Origin of the sequence: Actinomadura macrotermitis (assembly GCF_009604375.1) — a bacterium.
GTDB classification, from domain to species: Bacteria; Actinomycetota; Actinomycetes; order Streptosporangiales; family Streptosporangiaceae; genus Spirillospora; species Spirillospora macrotermitis.
The window spans coordinates 776,115-792,795 of sequence record NZ_WEGH01000004.1 but is presented as its reverse complement, the minus strand read 5'-3'; the positions used below and the strand labels follow the sequence as shown (position 1 = coordinate 792,795).

16 protein-coding genes are annotated in these 16,681 nt (G+C 75.3%); 5 read left to right on the top strand and 11 right to left on the bottom strand.

The window, feature by feature from the left end; translation table 11 throughout:
* Nucleotides 1–196: 196 nt before the first annotated feature.
* The gene (locus tag ACRB68_RS32275; RefSeq protein ID WP_207709888.1) at nt 197–1,636 is read right to left on the bottom strand and encodes an MFS transporter; all 1,440 of its coding nucleotides are present in this window, start codon (nt 1,634–1,636) and stop codon (nt 197–199) included.
* A 118-nt stretch (nt 1,637–1,754) separates the two neighbouring features.
* Here ACRB68_RS32275 and ACRB68_RS32270 point away from each other — a divergent pair, with 118 nt between their 5' ends.
* The 3 genes from ACRB68_RS32270 (at nt 1,755) to ACRB68_RS32260 (ending at nt 4,580) form a co-directional block, all read left to right on the top strand.
* Nucleotides 1,755–2,372, top strand: coding sequence for a TetR/AcrR family transcriptional regulator (locus ACRB68_RS32270; RefSeq protein ID WP_194293534.1), 618 nt, complete (start codon nt 1,755–1,757; stop codon nt 2,370–2,372).
* Nucleotides 2,373–2,463: 91 nt separating this feature from the next.
* On the top strand, nt 2,464–3,873 hold the full coding sequence (locus ACRB68_RS32265) for a TerD family protein (protein ID WP_153539094.1): 1,410 nt from the start codon (nt 2,464–2,466) through the stop codon (nt 3,871–3,873).
* A 50-nt stretch (nt 3,874–3,923) separates the two neighbouring features.
* A complete protein-coding gene (locus tag ACRB68_RS32260; RefSeq protein ID WP_153539092.1) occupies nt 3,924–4,580 on the top strand; it encodes a nitroreductase family protein in 657 nt (218 codons plus the stop codon).
* 18 nt (nt 4,581–4,598) lie between these two features.
* Here ACRB68_RS32260 and ACRB68_RS32255 read toward each other — a convergent pair whose 3' ends face one another.
* The 5 genes from ACRB68_RS32255 to ACRB68_RS42670 are packed head-to-tail and all read right to left on the bottom strand — an operon-like array spanning nt 4,599 to nt 8,761.
* On the bottom strand, nt 4,599–5,234 hold the full coding sequence (locus tag ACRB68_RS32255) for an HhH-GDP family DNA glycosylase (protein WP_153539091.1): 636 nt from the start codon (nt 5,232–5,234) through the stop codon (nt 4,599–4,601).
* A 51-nt stretch (nt 5,235–5,285) separates the two neighbouring features.
* Nucleotides 5,286–6,038 carry a ribonuclease HII gene (locus tag ACRB68_RS32250; RefSeq protein ID WP_407924321.1) on the bottom strand — a complete coding sequence of 251 codons (753 nt, stop codon included), beginning with the start codon at nt 6,036–6,038 and terminating at the stop codon, nt 5,286–5,288.
* 8 nt (nt 6,039–6,046) lie between these two features.
* A complete protein-coding gene (locus ACRB68_RS32245; RefSeq protein ID WP_153539089.1) occupies nt 6,047–6,958 on the bottom strand; it encodes a haloalkane dehalogenase in 912 nt (303 codons plus the stop codon).
* Nucleotides 6,959–6,974: 16 nt separating this feature from the next.
* Nucleotides 6,975–7,580: a response regulator transcription factor gene (locus tag ACRB68_RS32240; protein ID WP_328595070.1), complete on the bottom strand. Its 606-nt coding sequence runs from the start codon at nt 7,578–7,580 to the stop codon at nt 6,975–6,977.
* On the bottom strand, nt 7,577–8,761 hold the full coding sequence (locus tag ACRB68_RS42670; protein WP_153539085.1) for a sensor histidine kinase: 1,185 nt from the start codon (nt 8,759–8,761) through the stop codon (nt 7,577–7,579). Before ACRB68_RS42670 ends, ACRB68_RS32240 begins: the two co-directional genes overlap by 4 nt.
* Before the next feature lie 249 nt (nt 8,762–9,010).
* Here ACRB68_RS42670 and ACRB68_RS32230 point away from each other — a divergent pair, with 249 nt between their 5' ends.
* The gene (locus ACRB68_RS32230; RefSeq protein ID WP_153539083.1) at nt 9,011–11,473 is read left to right on the top strand and encodes an AAA family ATPase; all 2,463 of its coding nucleotides are present in this window, start codon (nt 9,011–9,013) and stop codon (nt 11,471–11,473) included.
* Nucleotides 11,474–11,504: 31 nt separating this feature from the next.
* Complete coding sequence (locus ACRB68_RS32225; RefSeq protein WP_153539081.1) at nt 11,505–12,584, top strand: winged helix DNA-binding domain-containing protein; 1,080 nt, start codon at nt 11,505–11,507, stop codon at nt 12,582–12,584.
* Here ACRB68_RS32225 and ACRB68_RS32220 read toward each other — a convergent pair.
* From ACRB68_RS32220 to ACRB68_RS32200, 5 genes are read right to left on the bottom strand one after another with little or no spacing between them, the layout of a single operon-like run.
* Nucleotides 12,538–13,422, bottom strand: coding sequence for a 5-oxoprolinase subunit C family protein (locus tag ACRB68_RS32220; RefSeq protein WP_153539079.1), 885 nt, complete (start codon nt 13,420–13,422; stop codon nt 12,538–12,540). The two genes, ACRB68_RS32225 and ACRB68_RS32220, sit on opposite strands and share 47 nt — an antisense overlap.
* Entirely contained in the window at nt 13,419–14,015 is a 597-nt protein-coding gene (pxpB, locus tag ACRB68_RS32215; RefSeq protein WP_153539077.1) for a 5-oxoprolinase subunit PxpB, read from the bottom strand. The genes ACRB68_RS32220 and pxpB overlap by 4 nt, the downstream gene beginning before the upstream one ends.
* Complete coding sequence (locus ACRB68_RS32210; RefSeq protein ID WP_153539075.1) at nt 14,012–14,767, bottom strand: LamB/YcsF family protein; 756 nt, start codon at nt 14,765–14,767, stop codon at nt 14,012–14,014. The genes pxpB and ACRB68_RS32210 overlap by 4 nt, the downstream gene beginning before the upstream one ends.
* Nucleotides 14,768–15,136, bottom strand: coding sequence for a hypothetical protein (locus tag ACRB68_RS32205; RefSeq protein WP_153539073.1), 369 nt, complete (start codon nt 15,134–15,136; stop codon nt 14,768–14,770).
* A complete protein-coding gene (locus ACRB68_RS32200) occupies nt 15,133–16,650 on the bottom strand; it encodes an SseB family protein (protein WP_153539071.1) in 1,518 nt (505 codons plus the stop codon). Before ACRB68_RS32200 ends, ACRB68_RS32205 begins: the two co-directional genes overlap by 4 nt.
* Nucleotides 16,651–16,681 lie beyond the last annotated feature (31 nt).

Genomic DNA, 16,681 nt, shown 5'->3' with positions numbered 1-16,681 from the left:
ACGCCCCCACCACCGACCGGCACCCGGAGAGGACCGCTCGCTTGCACGTCCCCGTCTGCCCGACGTGCTTGATGCGCCCGGCGTGCCGGGGTGGTGGCCCGGCACCGGGACACCTCGGCCTGCAACTGGGCGGGCGGGCAGTCGGGTGGTCAGGCCGGCCGGCGCATCGGCCGGTCGGGTGGTTCGGTGGGTGTTCTCATGAGGCCGCTGAGCTGGGTGGGCACGTCACCGGGCTTGCGCTGCTTCCGCTGGGGGTGGGCGTGGCAGGTGCGGGAGCGGCCAGGCGCGCGGCGGGGGCCGGACGGCGTTCGGGGCGGAGGATCAGGCGCCAGGCGGTCAGGGCGGCGGCGGCGTAGGCGGCGCCGATCAGGGCGAAGGACAGGGCCGCGCCGGTCGGCCAGTCGGGGGACGCCGCGAGGAGGGCGCCGATGGCCGCGATGCCGATCAGGGAGCCGATCTGGCGGTTGGTGTTCAGGACCGAGCCCGCGGTGTGGCCGTGTTCGGGGCCGGCGGCGTCCACCAGGGTGGCCGTCATGGCGGGGGAGATGATGCCGCCCGCGACGCCGGTGACGGCCAGGGCGAGGGCGATCGCCCAGTAGGGGGTCACCACGAGCAGGGTGAAGGAGGCGGCGGAGGCCAGCAGGAGCGCGATGGTGATGAGGGGGCCGTTGGCGAAGCGCGTCGAGACGCGGGCGTAGAGGAGGTTGCTCAGCGGCAGCACGAGCGTCAGCGGCAGGAGCTCCAGGCCCGCGCGGAGCGGGGACGCGCCGCGGGAGTGCTGGAAGTGGAGGGCCAGCAGGAAGAGGATCCCGAAGAAGGCGGCGTTGAACAGGAAGCCCACCAGGTTGGCGCCGGTGAAGCGGGGGCGGCCGAACAGGGCCCAGGGCATCACCGTGGTGGTGGCGCGGCGTTCGCGGGCGAGGAGCAGCAGCGCGGAGGCCGCGGTGACGGCGGCCGCCAGCGCGACCGGCGGGGACGTCCAGCCGCGGTGCGGGCCCTCGATCAGGGTGAGGCTGAGCGCGGCCAGGCCGAGGACGACCAGCAGGTGGCCCGGGACCGCCAGCGGCGCCGGCCGGCCGGCGGACGGGGCGATGCAGCGGCGGGTCAGCGCCATGCCCGCCAGGCCGATCGGCAGGTTGACCAGGAAGATGCTCGGCCAGCCGAACGCCGAGACCAGCACGCCGCCGAGGGTCGGCCCGAAGGCCACCGAGGACGACACGATCGCCGACCACAGGCCGAGGACGCGGGTGCGCTCGCGGGGGTCGGGGAACGCCTCGATCAGCAGGCCGAGCGAGCTCGGCATGAACAGGGCCGCGCCGGCGCCCTGGAGCAGGCGCGCCCCGACGAGGAACCCGATGCCGGGGGCGAGGGCGGCCAGCAGGGACGCGGTGAAGAACACCGCCATGCCGCCCAGGTAGACGCGGCGGGCGCCGAACCGGGCCGACAGGCCGCCGGCGAGCATCAGCAGGGCGGCGAAGGCCAGCACGTAGCCGTCGACCGCCCAGGTGAGCGGGGTGAGGCCGGTGTGCAGGTCGTGCTGGATCGTCGGTCCCGCGACCTGCATGACGGTCGTGTCCACCGCCGCCATGACGAAGCCGGTGGCCAGGGCGGTGATCTTGAAGGCGGGAGAGGCCATGGATGCCCTTTCGCTCAAGCGGACGGATGGCGTCCGCTTGAGCACCGTAACCCAAGCGGACGCCCGGCGTCCACTTAAAGCGGACGCGAGTCGTCCGCTTGCGGGTAGGGTGGACTCCATGACCGTGAGTGCCGTGGAGCGGCTGCTGGCCGGGCGCGTCACCCGGGCGGACGCGCGCCGCAACGTCGAGCTGCTGGTCGGCGCCGCGCGGGAGGCCGCGAACGAGGGCGGCGAGTTCTCCGCGCACGACATCGCCCGCCGCGCCGGCGTCGGGGTGGGCACCTTCTACCGCCGGGTCGGCACCCTGGAGACGCTGCTGGAGGCCGTGCTCGAGGAGGTCGCCGCCGAGATCCTGGCCAAGGCCGAGGAGGGGCTGGCCGAACCGGACGCCTGGGAGGGGTTCCGGCGGTTCGCCATGGCGTACGTCGACCTGCGCAACGAGCTGTGCGACCTCAACGCCGCGCGCGGCGGTGGGAGCATCCGCGCCCTCGCCGAGATGCGCGACTCGATGCGGCGGCTGGTCGAGCGCGCGCAGGAGTCCGGGGGCATGCGCGCCGACCTCGGCTGGACCGACGTGGCGTTCCTGCTGGTGTCGGTCTCGACCGGTGACCACACGATCGGCCTGCGGGCCGCGCCGCACCAGCGCGAGCGCAACCTGCAGGTCGTCCTGGACGGGATGCGCACCCCCGACCCGGGCCCGCTGCCGGGAGAGCCGCCGCGCGCCGAGGAACCTTGACCCGGTCCCGTCCGTCTCGCTGAGAGGCCCGGATGTCGCCGGGGACGTCATCCGGCATAGGTTGGTGGCGTTCGGATCAGGAGGAGGGTTCATGTCCTTGCAGAAGGGCGCCAACATCGCGGTGCCGGTTCCCGCCGTGCGGGTGGAGCTGGGCTGGCAGGGCGGTCCGGGCGTCCCGGACGCCGACGCGTCCGCGCTGCTGCTCGCCGAGACGGGCAAGGTCCGCTCCGACGGCGACTTCGTCTTCTACAACCAGCCCGCGCACGCCTCGGGCGCGGTCCGGTACGAGGGCAAGCAGCAGGGGCCGGCGGTCCGGGACGTGCTGTTCGCCGATCTGGCCCGGGTCGAGCCGGCGATCGACAAGATCGTGATCGCGGCGTCCGCGGACGGCGGCACCTTCGCGCAGTTCAAGGGCCTGTACGTGCGGGTGCTGGACGCCGGGACCGGCAGCGAGATCACCCGGTTCGACAGCGACGGTGCGACGACCGAGACCGCCTACGTCCTCGGGGAGCTGTACCGCCGCCAGGGCGCCTGGAAGTTCCGGGCGGTCGGGCAGGGCTACGACTCCGGTCTCGCGGGGCTGGCCACCGATTTCGGCATCAGCGTGGACGACGCTCCGCCTCCGCCGGCTCCTCAGCAGCAGCAGTACGCGCCCCCGCCTCCGCCGCCTGCTCCGCAGCCGCAGAACCAGTACGCGCCCCCGCCGCCTCCGCAGCAGCAGTACGCTCCGCCGCCGCCCCCGCAGCAGTACGCCCCGCCGCCGCCTCCGCCGCAGCAGCAGTACATGCCGCCGCCCCAGCAGTACGCGCCCCCGCCGCCTCCGCAGCAGTACGCGCCGCCGCCGGCTCCTTCGCAGCCCCAGCAGCAGGGCGGCACCATCTCGCTGACCAAGAACTCCCCGTCGGTCTCGCTCACCAAGCAGGGCGCGACCTCGGGCCACATGCGCGTCAACCTCAACTGGACGGCCCGGGCGGGCGCGCCCAAGGGCCTGCTCGGCAAGCGCCGCCGCGGCCACGACCTCGACCTGGACCTGTGCTGCCTCTGGGAGCTGCAGGACGGCAGCAAGGGCATCATCCACGCCCTCGGCGACATGGGCGCCCTCGACCGCGCCCCGTTCATCCAGCTCGACAAGGACGACCGGACCGGCGCCATCGAGTCCGGCGAGAACATGACGATCAACCTGGACCACACCGCGAAGTTCAAGCGGATCCTGGTGTTCGCCGAGATCTACGACGGCGCCGACGACTTCCGCGGCCTGGACGCGATCGCCACGCTCTACCCGGTCGGGTCGGCCCCGATCCAGATGCGCATGGACGACTGCCACGACGCCTCCCGCGACGCCGTCCTCGCCCTGATCGAGAACGTGAACGGGGAGCTGGTGGTGCGCCGCGAGGGCCGGTTCGTGCCGCCGCCGCCCGGCCGCCCGCGCTGGGGCAAGATGGCCGTCGACCAGGCCTACGGCTGGAACCTGGAGTGGGTGGCCTCGCGCGGCAAGGATTGAGCTGATCTTGCCATTGCCCAGGGCCGGGAGAGCGGGATAGGAACGGTGCCATGAGCACCCCCTATCCGGTCGTCCCGGCCCCGCGCTTCGACGTGCCCGGCGAGCAGGCGGTGGCGCGCGCCCGCGCGTTCGCCGACGCGATGGCGCTGCGCCGCACCGTCCGGGACTTCGCGTCCCGGCCGGTGCCGCCCGAGGTGATCGACCACGCGGTCCGGGCCGCGGCGACCGCGCCGAGCGGCGCGAACCTGCAGCCCTGGCGGTTCGTGGTGATCACCGATCCGGAGCGCAAGCGGCGGCTGCGCGCGGCCGCCGAGGACGCCGAGCGCGAGTTCTACGAGCGGCGCGCCTCGCCCGAGTGGCTGGCGGCCCTCGCGCCGCTCGGCACCGACTGGCGCAAGCCGTTCCTGGAGGAGGCGCCCGCCGTCATCGTGGTGTTCGAGGTGCACAAGGGCCCGCACACGCCCCGGCCGTACTATGTAAAGGAATCGGTCGGGATCGCCGTCGGGTTCCTGCTGGCCGCGCTGCACCAGGCGGGCCTGGCGACGCTCACGCACACGCCGAGCCCGATGCGGTTCCTCAACGAGGTGTGCGAGCGGCCGCAGGAGGAGCGCGCCTATGTGGTGATCCCCGTCGGCTACCCGGCGGACGACGCGATGGTCCCCGACATCACCCGCAAGCCGGCGGAGGAGGTCGTCGTCCGGCTGTGAACGACGACCTCCGCGCGGTCACCCCTTGACCACCGCCTCGGCGAGCCTGCGGTCCCGGCCGGCCCGGACGAGCGCGGCGGCGAACCGGGCGATGTCCTTGTCGGCGACCTCGTCGGCGAGGCGTTTGGGGTCGGTGGGCAGGCCGAGCCGTTCGGCGCCCTTGAGGGCGTGCGCGTCGAAGTAGGGCCGCAGCCACGGCCACATCGCCTGCGCCTCGCGGCAGAAGATGTCGACGCCCGTCGGGCCGATGCCGGGGAACTCCCGCAGCAGCGCGGCGGCGCGCTCGATGTCGCGTCCGGCCTCGATGGGCAGGCGCCGCAGGTCGCCTCCGTAGCGTTCCTGGACGAGGTCGGCCATGTCGCCGAGCCGGGTCGCGGTGCTCTCGTCGTAGCGGACGTAGTGGGCGCGGCCGAGCGCGTCCACCCGGTTCTGCCAGCTCAGCCGCGCCATGCCCCGCGCCGTGCCGCCGCCGGCGTCGAACAGTTCCCGTGCCGCCGCCATCGCGATGTCCGAGGAGATGCGCGTGCTCAGCAGGTTGGCCAGCGTCAGCAGTTTGAACAGTGCCGCGGGCTGGTCCTTCAGGGGGATCCCGGCCTCCTCGGCGAAGGTCTCGCCGCCCGCTGTGCGCAGCAGTCTCTTCACGACAGTGCCCATGCCTGTTACCTCCCGTTTACCCGGGCTTACCCAGGTGGACGGGAGTAACGCTCACAGGAGACTGAGTTGGCCTTCTCCGGTAAGGGGGTCGCGGTGCCGTTTCAGGTGCCGCCAGCGCGGCAGGTCGTCCAGGTACGACCAGGACATGCGGTGGTGCGGGGTGGGGCCGTGCTCCTCCAGCGCCTTCTGGTGGACGGGGGAGGGGTAGCCGGCGCTGCCGGCGAACCCGTAGCCGGGGAACTCGGCGTCCAGGGCGGCCATCAGCCGGTCGCGGTGCACCTTGGCGAGGACGGACGCCGCCGCGACCGTCACCGACCGCTGGTCGGCCTTGATCTCGGTCCGTACCCGCCACGGCGCGCCGAGGAAGTCGTGCTTGCCGTCCAGCAGGACGATGTCGGGCGGTTCGGGCAGCGCCTGGAGCGCGCGGACGGCGGCGCGGCGCAGCGCCCCGGTCATGCCGAGCTCGTCGATCTCGGCGGGGGAGGCCGCGCCGATGGCGTGCCCGGCGAGCCAGGCCGGCAGCACGTCGGCGAAGGCCTCGCGGTGCGCCTCGGTGAGCAGCTTGGAGTCGGTCAGCCGGACGGTCTTGGTGCCGCGTCCGGGCAGTTCGGGCGGTGCGGACAGGTCGGTGACGGCCGCGCAGACCACGACCGGCCCGGCCCAGGCGCCCCGTCCGACCTCGTCGACGCCGGCGATGCGCAGCGGGCGGCCGCCGGGCGACCGGGCCTGCAGGTCGTCCTCGATGGCGTAGCCGGCGTGGCGGGGGACGGCGGGTGCGGACGCGGTGGCGTCCAGGCCGGGCAGGGCGTCGGTCAAGGGGTCTCCTGGACGAAGGCGGCGACGGCGTGCGCGAGCCGCTCCCCGTCGTCCTCCTGCAGGAAGTGGCCGGCGCCCTCGATCGTAGGGTGCGCGAGGCCCTTGGCGCCGGGGATCAGGTCCTTGAACAGCGGCGCCATCGGCCCGGTGATCGGGTCGCGGTCGCTGAAGGCGACCAGGAACGGCTTGTCCCAGGCGCGCAGGACGTCCCAGGCGTCGCGGTTCGGCTGGGCCTGCGGGTCGTCCGGGTCGGCGGGGACGAGGCCGGGCATGGCGCGCGGGCCGGCCTTGTAGGTCTCGTCGGGGAACGGCGCGTCGTAGGCGGCGCGGACGTCGGCGGGCAGGGTGGTGCGGCAGCCGGACTGGATGCCGCGCGCGACGTCGAACTCGGGGGCGGTGCGGACCGATTCGCGGAAGCGCAGCCAGGTCTCGGGCATCGGGAAGTCGCCGGTGGGCAGGCCGGTGTTGGCGGCGACGATCCGGGCGAACCGCTCGGGGTGCGCCACGGCGAGGCGCAGGCCGATGAGGCCGCCCCAGTCCTGCCCGACGAGGGTGACGTCGCGCAGGTCCAGGGCGTCGAAGACCAGCGCGCGGATCCACTCGATGTGCCGGGCGTAGGTGTGGTCGGCGATCTCGGCGGGTTTGTCCGAGCGGCCGAACCCGACCAGGTCGGGGGCGACGACGCGCAGCCCCGCGTCCGCCAGCACGCCGATCACCTTGCGGTACAGGAAGGACCAGCTCGGCTCGCCGTGCAGGCAGAGGACCACGGGCCCGTCGGGTGGCCCGGCGTCCACGTAGGCCATTCGCAGGGTGCCGCCGTCCTGGTCGGGGACGTCGGCGTAGCGCGGTTCCCACGGGAAGCCGGGCAGGGCGCCGAACCGGTCGTCGGGGGTGCGCAGGGTTCGCATACCGCCCATCATGGCGTCACAGCCAGCCGTTGTGCCGGGCGGTTCCCACCGCTTCGATGCGGTTGCGCGCGCCGGTCTTGCCGATCGCCGCCGACAGGTAGTTGCGGACGGTGCTCTCCGAAAGGTACAGCCGGGCCGCGATGTCGGCGACGGTGGCGCCGTCCGCCGCCGCCGTGAGGACGTCGCGTTCCCGCTCGGTGAGCGGGTTCGGCCCGACCGACAGGGCGGCGGTGGCGAGGGCGGGGTCCACGACCTGCTCGCCCGCCAGGACGCGGCGCACTGCTGCTACCAGGTCCTCGATCGGGCCGTCCTTGACCAGGAACCCGCGCGCGCCCGCCTCCATCGCCCGCCGCAGGTAGCCGGGCCGCCCGAAGGTCGTGACGATCAGCACCTTGCAGTCGGGCAGTTCGCGGCGCAGGTCGGCGGCGACGTCCAGGCCGCCGCGCCCGGGCATCTCGATGTCCAGGATCGCCACGTCGGGGCGGGTCCGCCGGGCGGCCTCCAGCGCCTCCAGGCCGTCGCCGGCCTCGGCGACGACCTCGATGTCCTCTTCCAGGCCGAGCAGCAGCGCGAGCGCGCCGCGCATCATGCCCTGGTCCTCGGCGAGCAGCAGCTTGATCACGTCGTCCATTGTCCCGTCTCCAGCGTGGCGGTCAGCAGGAAGCCGCCGCCGGGCGCCGGGCCGGTGCGGACGGTGCCGCCCGCGGCGTCCAGCCGTTCGGCCAGCCCGCGCAGTCCGTTGCCGGCGGGGCCGCCGGGCGCGGGCCCGGCGCCGTCGTCGCAGATCTCCAGGACGGCCCGCCCGGCGTCGTGCCGCAGCGTGATCTCGCAGCGCCGGGCGCCGCTGTGCCGGATCACGTTGGTGACGCCCTCGCGGACGACCCAGCCGAGCAGCGCGTCCGCCTCGTCCGGCAGCGGGCCGCCCGCCCGGTCGAGCACCGGCTGCACGCCCGCGTCGGTGAGGGCGGTGCGCGCCGCGTCCAGTTCGGCGCCGGCGCCCCGGCCCCGGTAGCCGGCGACGGCCTGGCGGACCTCGGTGAGGGCCTGCCGGCCGACGGTCTCGATGTCGGCGGCCTGCGCGGCGGCGACCGCCGGGTCGCGTTCGGCGATCAGCCGGACGGCCTGCGCCTTCACCACCATCAGCGACAGCGTGTGGCCGAGCAGGTCGTGCAGGTCGCGGGAGAAGCGCAGCCGCTCCTGCTCGACGGCGGCCTCGGCCAGTTCCTCGCGGGCCTCGCGCAGCATGGCGACGACGGTGAACAGCCGGATGACGATGGCCGAGACCGCGCCCGCGGTGAGCGCCGAGTAGCCGGATCCGAGCATCGCGCCGGTGCTCGCGCCGCCGAGCCACGCCGACGCCAGGACGGCGGCCGAGGCGCCGCCGACGCAGAGCAGCATCGGCAGCTCCGGCCCGTGCGTCCGGCGCGGCAGGTGCCCGGCCACGACGCCGGCGGCGAGGCCGAGCAGCGCGTACGCGGCGGCCCAGCGCCCGTCGAACACCGGGATCGCGACGGCGCCGAAGGCGGTGTGCACGACCAGCAGCGCGACCGGGACCCGCAGCGGGAACCGGCCGTCGAAGGCGGTGCGCACCACGCCGAGGTAGAGCGCGGCGAGCGCCGCCAGGGCGAGCGCGGGGAGCCAGGGGGCCTGCGGGCCGCGGCCCGCCACGACGTCGCGCAGCGGCCAGACCAGCAGGAGCGCCCAGGCCGTGAAGGCGCCGGGGCCCGGCCCCCGGCCGTCCAGCCGGCTGAGGTCGATCTTGGGTTTCCGCGGCACGGTGCCCCTTATCTGCCATTTCGTCACGCGGTCACCGTACGGGTTCCCGGCGGCGGGGTCCGCTTCGCCGGTTCCGGACGGCGAAGCCGCGTCATCCGTCACGGACCTGACGCTAAGGCCGGGCGCGCCGCGGCGGCAGGGCCGAACATCCGCAGCTGGGTGGGACGAATGTCCCGCCTTCGCAACCCGCGGTCTTCACCCGGCCGGACCCGCGCGAGTCAATGAACCCGCCCCGGGTAGTCCCCTTACGTCGGTACCTACGATTTACTCGGCTCAATGGCTTTGTTCGGCGGCTTCCGCTCCCGCCCGGCGGCGGCGACCACGGCGCGGGATCTGTTCGAGCGCCTTCGATCGCGCTACTTCCAGGTGGTACCGGGGCTGAGGTTCCTCGGCGGCGTGGTGCTGACGGTCGCCATGGTGGCGCTCGCGGTGGTGCTGGAGCTGCCCGTCGCCGCCGCCGCGGCGTTCACCGTCATCCTGCTGATCGTGGCCCATCTGACCTTGCGCTCCCCGGCCGGGATGGCGGTCGTGACGGTCGTGGCGTGCTGGCTCGCCGCGTCCGTCCCGCTCGGCGACCTGTACCCGCACCCGCACTACCAGGGCCTGCTGCTGGCCGCCCTCGCGCTGCCGGTGGCGGCCGTGGCGCTCCGCCTCAGCGGCTACGCGCCCTGGCGGACCGCGCTGCTGGCGCTGCTCGCGGCGGGCGCCGCCACCGCCGCGCTCGCGCCGCCGCTGCCCGCGGCGGGCGTCGCGCCCGGCTGGCTGGCCGCCCTCGCCGTCCTCGGCTACCGCTGGGACCGGGCTCGCCGTACGGTGTCCGCGGAGGCCTACGACACCGGCTGGGTCCAGGAGCAGTCCAGCCCGAGAGGGGACGCCATGACGCTTCCCGGCAGGCCGCCGCCCGACCGGGGCCGCCGCGACGGCGACGCGGCCGGCGTCCCGGCGGCGACCCAGTCCGCCTACGACCAGCGCGCCGCCGCCGAGTCGGCGGCCGAGCCCGCCGAGGAGGCGCCGCGGCCGTCGGTCACCGAGGCGCTGGCCGAACTGGAGGCGATGGTCGGGCTCGCGCCGGTCAAGCGGCAGGTGCGCGCGATCGCCGCGTCGATCGAGGCCGCGCACCTGCGCGCCGCCGCCGGGGTGCCGACCGAGAAGCCGATGCGGCACTTCGTGTTCGTCGGCCCGCCCGGCACCGGCAAGACCAGCGTCGCCCGCGTCCTCGCCAAGATCTTCTACGCGTTCGGGCTGCTGCCCACCCCCGGCATGGTCGAGGTGCACCGCGGCGACCTGGTCGGCGAGTACCTCGGCGCCACCGCGATCAAGACCGGCCAGGTGGTCGACTCCGCGCTCGGCGGCGTGCTGTTCATCGACGAGGCCTACGGCCTGGTCAACGCCGCCGAGGGGCAGCCCGACCGGTTCGGCAACGAGGCCGTGCAGACGCTGCTGAAGCGCGCCGAGGACGACCGCGACAACCTGGTGATCATCCTGGCCGGGTACGAGGCGCAGATGGCGGCGTTCCTGGACTCCAACCCGGGCCTGGCGTCGCGGTTCGGCACCCGGGTGCACTTCCCCTCCTACTCGCCCGAGGAGCTGCTGCGCATCGCCGAGTACCACACCGGCCTGCGCGACGACCGGCTGGACGAGGAGGCCCGGCGGCGCCTGGCGGCCCGGTTCGCCGAGCTGGAGCGGCGCGGGATCGTCGACGAGCTCGGCAACGGCCGGTTCGTCCGGTCGCTGACCGAGACCGCCGCCCGCGCCCGCGACGTGCGCGTCGTCGGCGCCGCGGCCGGCCGCACCCCGAGCGCCGAGGAACTGGTCACGCTGCGCGCCGAGGACGTGGAGAGCGCGTTCGCCGAGGCCACCGAGCGCTACCGCGGCTACGCCGAGACCCCCACGCTGGCCGAGGCGCTCGCCGAGCTGGAGGAGATGATCGGGCTCGCCCCGGTCAAGCGGCAGGTCCGCGAGATCGCCGCCCAGCTCCAGGTCGCCCGGCTGCGCCAGGAGCAGGGCCTGGTCACCCGCCCGCCGACCCGGCACTTCGTGTTCACCGGCCCGCCCGGCACCGGCAAGACCACCGTGGCGCGGGTGCTCGGCCGGATCTTCGCCGCGCTCGGCCTGCTCGCCCGGCCCGCGGTGGTGGAGGCCCAGCGCGCCGACCTGGTCGGCGACCACCTCGGCTCGACCGCGCTGAAGACCAACAAGGTCGTCGACTCCGCGCTCGGCGGCGTGCTGTTCATCGACGAGGCCTACGCGCTCAGCAACGCCGGCTACTCCGGCGGCGACGCGTTCGGCGCCGAGGCCGTGCAGACGCTGCTGAAGCGCGCCGAGGACGACCGGGACCGGCTCGTCGTCGTGCTCGCCGGCTACGAGGCCGACATGGAGCGCTTCCTGGCCTCCAACCCGGGCCTGGCGTCGCGGTTCGACGCGCGGGTGGACTTCCCCTCCTACGGCCCCGACGAGCTGCTGCGGATCGCCCAGCTGATCGCCGCGCAGGGCGGCGACGAGTGGGAGGAGCGTGCCCTGGACGACCTGGCGCTGGTCTTCCAGCGCGCCGTCGGCTTCGGCAGGATCGACGAGCTGGGCAACGGCCGGTTCGCCCGCACCCTGTACGAGAAGGCGTGCGCCTGCCGGGCGCTGCGCGCGGCGGGCCTCGGGCACGCCGCCACGCCCGCCGACCTCACCGTGCTGACCGCCGAGGACGTCCGCGCGGCGTTCGCCGAGCTGGCCCACCGCCTGGGCTGACGGATGCCCGCCGCTGTGGTGGGATCTGATCATGAGTTCGGTGACATGGCCCCAGGTGCTGGCCTGGCGGATGGGACGGCAGTACCTCACCACCCCGGGCGGCGGCCCGGTCGAGATCGTCCGGCGGCTCGCCGGGGTGCAGGCGCAGGTCGCCTCGGCCGCCGAGCTGGCCGTCGCGCTCCGCCAGGCCGCCCCGGGCGGCGCCGCGCGGGCGCTGGAGGAGCGGGCGCTGGTCAAGACCTGGGCGATGCGCGGCACCCTGCACCTGCTCCCGGCCGGCGAGGCCGCGGCCTACCTCGCGCTGTGCGCGACGATCCGCAACTGGGAGAAGGCGAGCTGGCAGAAGACCTTCGGCGCGACCCCCGCCGACCTGGAGGCCATCGCGGCGGCGGCCGCCACCGCGCTCGCCCCCGGGACGCCCCTCACCCGCGAGGAGCTGGCCGCCGCGATCATCGAGGAGACCGGCTCGGCGCACCTGGCCGAGCTGCTCGGCTCCGGCTGGGGCGTGCTGCTGAAGCCGCTCGCCTGGTGGGGCGTGCTCTGCTACGGCCCGGCGCAGGGCACCCGCGTCACCTTCACCTCGCCCGCCGCGTGGCTGCCGGGCTGGACGGCCCCGCCGCCGGTGGAGGACGCGGCCCGCACGGTGATCCGCGCGTTCCTCGGCGCGCACGGCCCCGCCACGCCCGAGATGTTCGACAACTGGCTGATGCGCAAGACGAGCAGGAAGAAGGACGTCAAGGCCTGGTTCGCGGCGGTCGCGGACGAGCTGGCCACCGTCGAGGTCGAGGGCGAGCCGATGCACGTCCTCGCCGAGCACCGCGACGAACTCCTGGCCACCGCGCCGGACGCCTCGGTGCGGCTGCTCGGCGCGTTCGACCAGTACGTGCTCGGCGCGGGCACCGCGGCCACCTACCTGATCCCGGCCGAGCACCGGCCGGCGGTCAGCCGCGCGGCCGGGTGGATCTCCCCGGTCGTGCTCCACCAGGGGCGCGTCGCGGGCGTCTGGGAGGCCAAGGACGACGACATCGCCGTCACGACCTTCGAGGACGTCCCGGTCGCCGCCCTCAGCGAGGAGATCGACCGCCTGCGCCCGCTCCTCCAGCGCACCTGAACCGCACGGTCTGACCGGGGCGCAGCTGGGCGGCGAGGGGGAGGTCGGCGGACGCCACCACCGCGATCACCGGGTAGCCGCCGGTGGTCGGGTGGTCGGCCAGGAAGAGGATCGGCAGGCCGTTCGGCGGCACCTGCAGCGCGCCGGTGACCATGCCCTCGCTGCTCAGCTCGCCGTCGCGCGCGCGGGCGAGGGCGGACCCCTGGAGCCGGACGCCCACCCGGTTGCTCTCCGAGCTGGCCTCGTAGGGGGCGGAGGTGAGCGTTTCCAGGGCGTCCGGGGTGAACCAGTCGTCGCGGGGGCCGGGTAGGACGTGCAGAACGGGCTCGTCGGGAAAGCCGGGGGTCGGGGCGACGTCGACCGTGATGTCGGCCAGGCCCCGGGCGGGCCCGATGGGCAGGCGGTCGCCGGGGGAGAGGGGCGCGGGCCCGAGGCCCGACAGCAGGTCGGTGGAGCGGCTGCCGAGGACGGGTTCCACGGCCAGGCCGCCCCGCACCGCCAGATAGCTGCGCAACCCCTGAGACGGTATGCCGAGTTCCAGCACGGCTCCGGCAGGGACATGGCAGGGGGCGTTCATGCCGTGGGCGCGGCCGTCCACACGCACCGGCAGCGGCGCGCCGGTGACGGCGATCCAAGCCGGGGAATGGAAGCGCAGAGCGGCGCCGCCGAAGGTGAACTCCACGCCCGCGCAGGCCTCGGCGTTGCCGACCAGGCGGTTGGCCAGGCGCAGCGCACGGGCGTCGGCGGCGCCCGACCCTGGCACGCCGAGGTGCGCCAGGCCCGCCCGGCCGAGGTCCTGGACGGTCGCCAGCGGCCCCGGCCGCACCACCTCGATCATGAGGCGTCCGCGACGAACCGGACCCGGGCGCCGGGCCGCAGCAGCGACGGCGGATCGCGGGTCACGTCCCACAGCGCCAGGTCGGTGCGGCCGAGCAGCCGCCAGCCGCCGGGCGAGGGCGCGGGGTAGACCGCCGCGTACGGCCCGGCGATCGCCACCGCCCCCGCCGGCACCGCCGTGCGCGGCGAGTCGCGGCGCGGCACGCGCAGCTCAGCCGGCAGGCCCGTGAGGTAGCCGAAGCCGGGGGAGAAGCCCAGGTAGGCGACGGTGTACTCGGCGGCGGTGTGCCGGGCCACGACCTCCTCCGGCGACAGCCCGGTCAGCTCGGCGACCTCGGCGAGGTCGGCGCCGTCGTAGACGACCGGGATCTGCACCGGCGGCGCGTCCCCCGCGGCCTGCTCCGGCAGCGGCAGGCCCGGCAGGCGCTCGGCGAGCCGGCCGGGATCGCCGGCCGTGGTGATCAGGACGGTCCGCTCGCCGGGCACGACGTCGAGAACGCCCGGTAGGCCCGCGGCGCGGACCGCGGCGTGCAGCCGGTGCGGGTCGCCGGTCTCCACCAGCAGCCCCCGGTCGCCCGCGCGGCGGATCCTCATGCGAACGGCTCCACCCGCACCCCGGCCTCGGCGAGCGCGGCCCGCACCGCGCGGGCCAGCCCGACCGCGCCGGAGGTGTCGCCGTGCACGCAGAGGGACCGCGCGGGGATGTCGACCACGCTGCCGTCGACGGCCTCCACGGTGCCCTCGGCGGCCATCCGGACGGCGCGCGCGACCACGGCGTCCCGGTCGTGGATCACCGCGCCCGGCTCGCGGCGCGACACCAGGGCACCGGCAGGGGTGTAGGCGCGGTCGGCGAAGCACTCGGCGACGACGGTCAGGCCGCCGGCGGCCTCGTGCACGGCCGATCCGGGCAGCGTCAGCAGCGGCAGCGCCGGGTCGTAGGCGCGGACGGCGTCCGCGACGGCGGCGGCCTGCACCGGATCGCGCACGATGCGGTTGTAGAGCGCCCCGTGCGGTTTGACGTAGGCGACGCGGCCGCCCTCGGCCCGCGCGACGCCGTCCAGCGCGGCGATCTGGTACAGCACCTCGGCGGTCAGCTCGGCGGGCGCCACGTCCATCTCGCGGCGGCCGAAACCGGCCAGGTCCCGGTAGGAGACCTGCGCGCCGATCGTGACGCCGCGCGCGACCGCGCCCGCGCACACCCGCCGCATGATCAGCGGGTCGCCGGCGTGGAAGCCGCAGGCCACGTTGGCGCTGGTGACCACCTCCAGCAGCGCGTCGTCGTCGCCGAGGTCCCAGCGGCCGAACCCCTCGCCGAGGTCGGCGTTGACGTCGATCACCGGCGGCATCTAGACGGCCTCCTCGCGGATGTCGCCCACCTCGCCGCGCGGCGCCCACGCCTGGTAGACGCCGCGGTCGAACGGCTCCAGGCCGAGCCGCTCGGCGACCGGCGCCTTGCCGCCGGTGTACTCCACCCGCAGCCAGCCCTCGTGCTCGGCGAGGACGGCGAACGGCTCGCCGCGCCACTGGCAGAACGTGGTGACGTACACCAGCGACTCGACCTCGGCGGCGGGCACCACCCGGACATGGCGGGTCTCGGTGACCTGGGCGAACCCCTCGGCGGGACGGGCCCGGTAGAGGCGGACGCGGGCGCCGTCGGGGCTCGCCTCGTACTCGGCGCCCTGCCAGCGCGCGTAGTAGCCGTGCCTGATGCTCATCCCCGTCCCCCCGGTGCCGGCGGCCGCCAGGCGCCCCGGTCGGCGTCGTAGACCGCCACCAGCGCCACCGTGCCGTCGCGGCAGACGCGGTGGATCTCGGCGCCGTGCGGCAGCCGCTGAGTGTTGATCTTGAATTCGGGGATCGCGGCGCCCTCGCCCGGCGCGTACCCCGAGCCCGGGAACGGCGCCTTCTCGATCACCCAGCCGCCCGGGATGATGCTCATGCTCCACTCGTCGATGCCGCCGAGCGGGGTGCGGAACAGCGCCGGCTTCACCGCGGGCCAGCGGACCACGTGCACGGTCTCGTCGGCGGCGTCGAACGGCGCGCCCTCGTACACCAGGCCGAGGCCCCGGACCAGCTTGGCCGGGGTGGTCAGGTCCTGGACGTCGACGAGGCGGTGCACGTACCCGGCGACGCGGTCGTAGCCGCCCTTCAGGTAGTGCTGGACGTGCTCGGGCCGCAGCACCTTCTGCATGACGACGAAGTCGGTGGGCGGCGGCTTCGGCCTGGTCCGCGGCCGGGCCTGCGGCACGGGCGGCGGCGACGGCGGTGCGGACGGAGGAGCCTTCGGCGCGGGCGGAGGCGCCTGCGGCGCGGGCGTGGGCGTGGGCGCTTGCGGCGTGGGCGGAGGCGCCTGCGGCGCGGGCGGGGGAGAGGGCGGCGCGGGCGGGCGGGCCGGTGGGCTCTGCCCGGCGGGAAGAAGGGTGTGCGCCTCCAGATAGGCGGCGCTCGGCAGCCCCGGGTTGATCGCCAGCTGCCACTCCGGGTGCGGCCAGACCCGCGCCAGCTCGGCGGGCGCGACGGCGCGGTGCCGGGCGGCCTGGCCGCGCAGCGAGTGCCGCATCGCCTCGGGCGAGGTGAAGGCCAGCACGAACGTGCCGTCGCCGAACCGCGCCGTCGCGTACTGCTGCACGCCGTTGGCGTCCAGGCCGCCGGCGTCGGGCAGGAACAGCGTGGCCCGGCCGAGCAGCTCCAGGTAGGCCCGCTGGTCGCCGCGCTCGCGGGCGGCGCCGAGCGCCCCCTCCAGGTCGGCGCCCGGGTCCGGCCCGGCCGGCGCGGCGGGCGGCGCCTCGCCCTCCGCCTCGGGGATGGCCATCGGGATGCCGAGGCCGGGCAGCGCCAGGCCGCCGCCGCCCGGGCCGCTGCGGCCGGCCTGGTAGACCAGCTCCAGCGGCGAGCGGACGCCGTAGACGTCGCGGAACGCCGCGACCATCCGCCCGGCGGTGTACTGGAAGTCGCGGCGCCGGCCCGGCAGCTCGAAGCGGAACGTCCAGTTGCGCATGTCGCGGCCGTCGGGCTCCTGCCAGCCGAGCGCCGCCAGCCGCCGCTCCTGGCGCGCCGACAGCGGCCGCGGCAGGAACGCGCTGCCCACCGCCTCGGCGTCGAACGACTCGCCCGCCCGCATGGCCTGCACGTACGGCAGGCCGCTCGGCCCCTGCACGATCAGGAACGCGCCGTCGGTGAGCCGTGTCAGCTCACGGGTCAGCCGCCCGGCGAAGTCTTCCCAGTCCACTTCGAGCCCAACCTCGCGTCCCCTGGTCCTT

Coding starts and splice junctions, on each gene's coding strand:
- ACRB68_RS32205 (WP_153539073.1), bottom strand. CDS start 15,136: ATGAGCATCAGGCACGGCTACTACGCGCGCTGGCAGGGCGCCGAGTAC.
- ACRB68_RS32255 (WP_153539091.1), bottom strand. CDS start 5,234: ATGGGCACTGTCGTGAAGAGACTGCTGCGCACAGCGGGCGGCGAGACC.
- ACRB68_RS32270 (WP_194293534.1), top strand. CDS start 1,755: ATGACCGTGAGTGCCGTGGAGCGGCTGCTGGCCGGGCGCGTCACCCGG.
- ACRB68_RS32230 (WP_153539083.1), top strand. CDS start 9,011: ATGGCTTTGTTCGGCGGCTTCCGCTCCCGCCCGGCGGCGGCGACCACG.
- ACRB68_RS32275 (WP_207709888.1), bottom strand. CDS start 1,636: ATGGCCTCTCCCGCCTTCAAGATCACCGCCCTGGCCACCGGCTTCGTC.
- ACRB68_RS32265 (WP_153539094.1), top strand. CDS start 2,464: ATGTCCTTGCAGAAGGGCGCCAACATCGCGGTGCCGGTTCCCGCCGTG.
- ACRB68_RS32225 (WP_153539081.1), top strand. CDS start 11,505: ATGAGTTCGGTGACATGGCCCCAGGTGCTGGCCTGGCGGATGGGACGG.
- ACRB68_RS32245 (WP_153539089.1), bottom strand. CDS start 6,958: ATGCGAACCCTGCGCACCCCCGACGACCGGTTCGGCGCCCTGCCCGGC.
- ACRB68_RS32210 (WP_153539075.1), bottom strand. CDS start 14,767: ATGCCGCCGGTGATCGACGTCAACGCCGACCTCGGCGAGGGGTTCGGC.
- ACRB68_RS32260 (WP_153539092.1), top strand. CDS start 3,924: ATGAGCACCCCCTATCCGGTCGTCCCGGCCCCGCGCTTCGACGTGCCC.
- pxpB (WP_153539077.1), bottom strand. CDS start 14,015: ATGAGGATCCGCCGCGCGGGCGACCGGGGGCTGCTGGTGGAGACCGGC.
- ACRB68_RS32220 (WP_153539079.1), bottom strand. CDS start 13,422: ATGATCGAGGTGGTGCGGCCGGGGCCGCTGGCGACCGTCCAGGACCTC.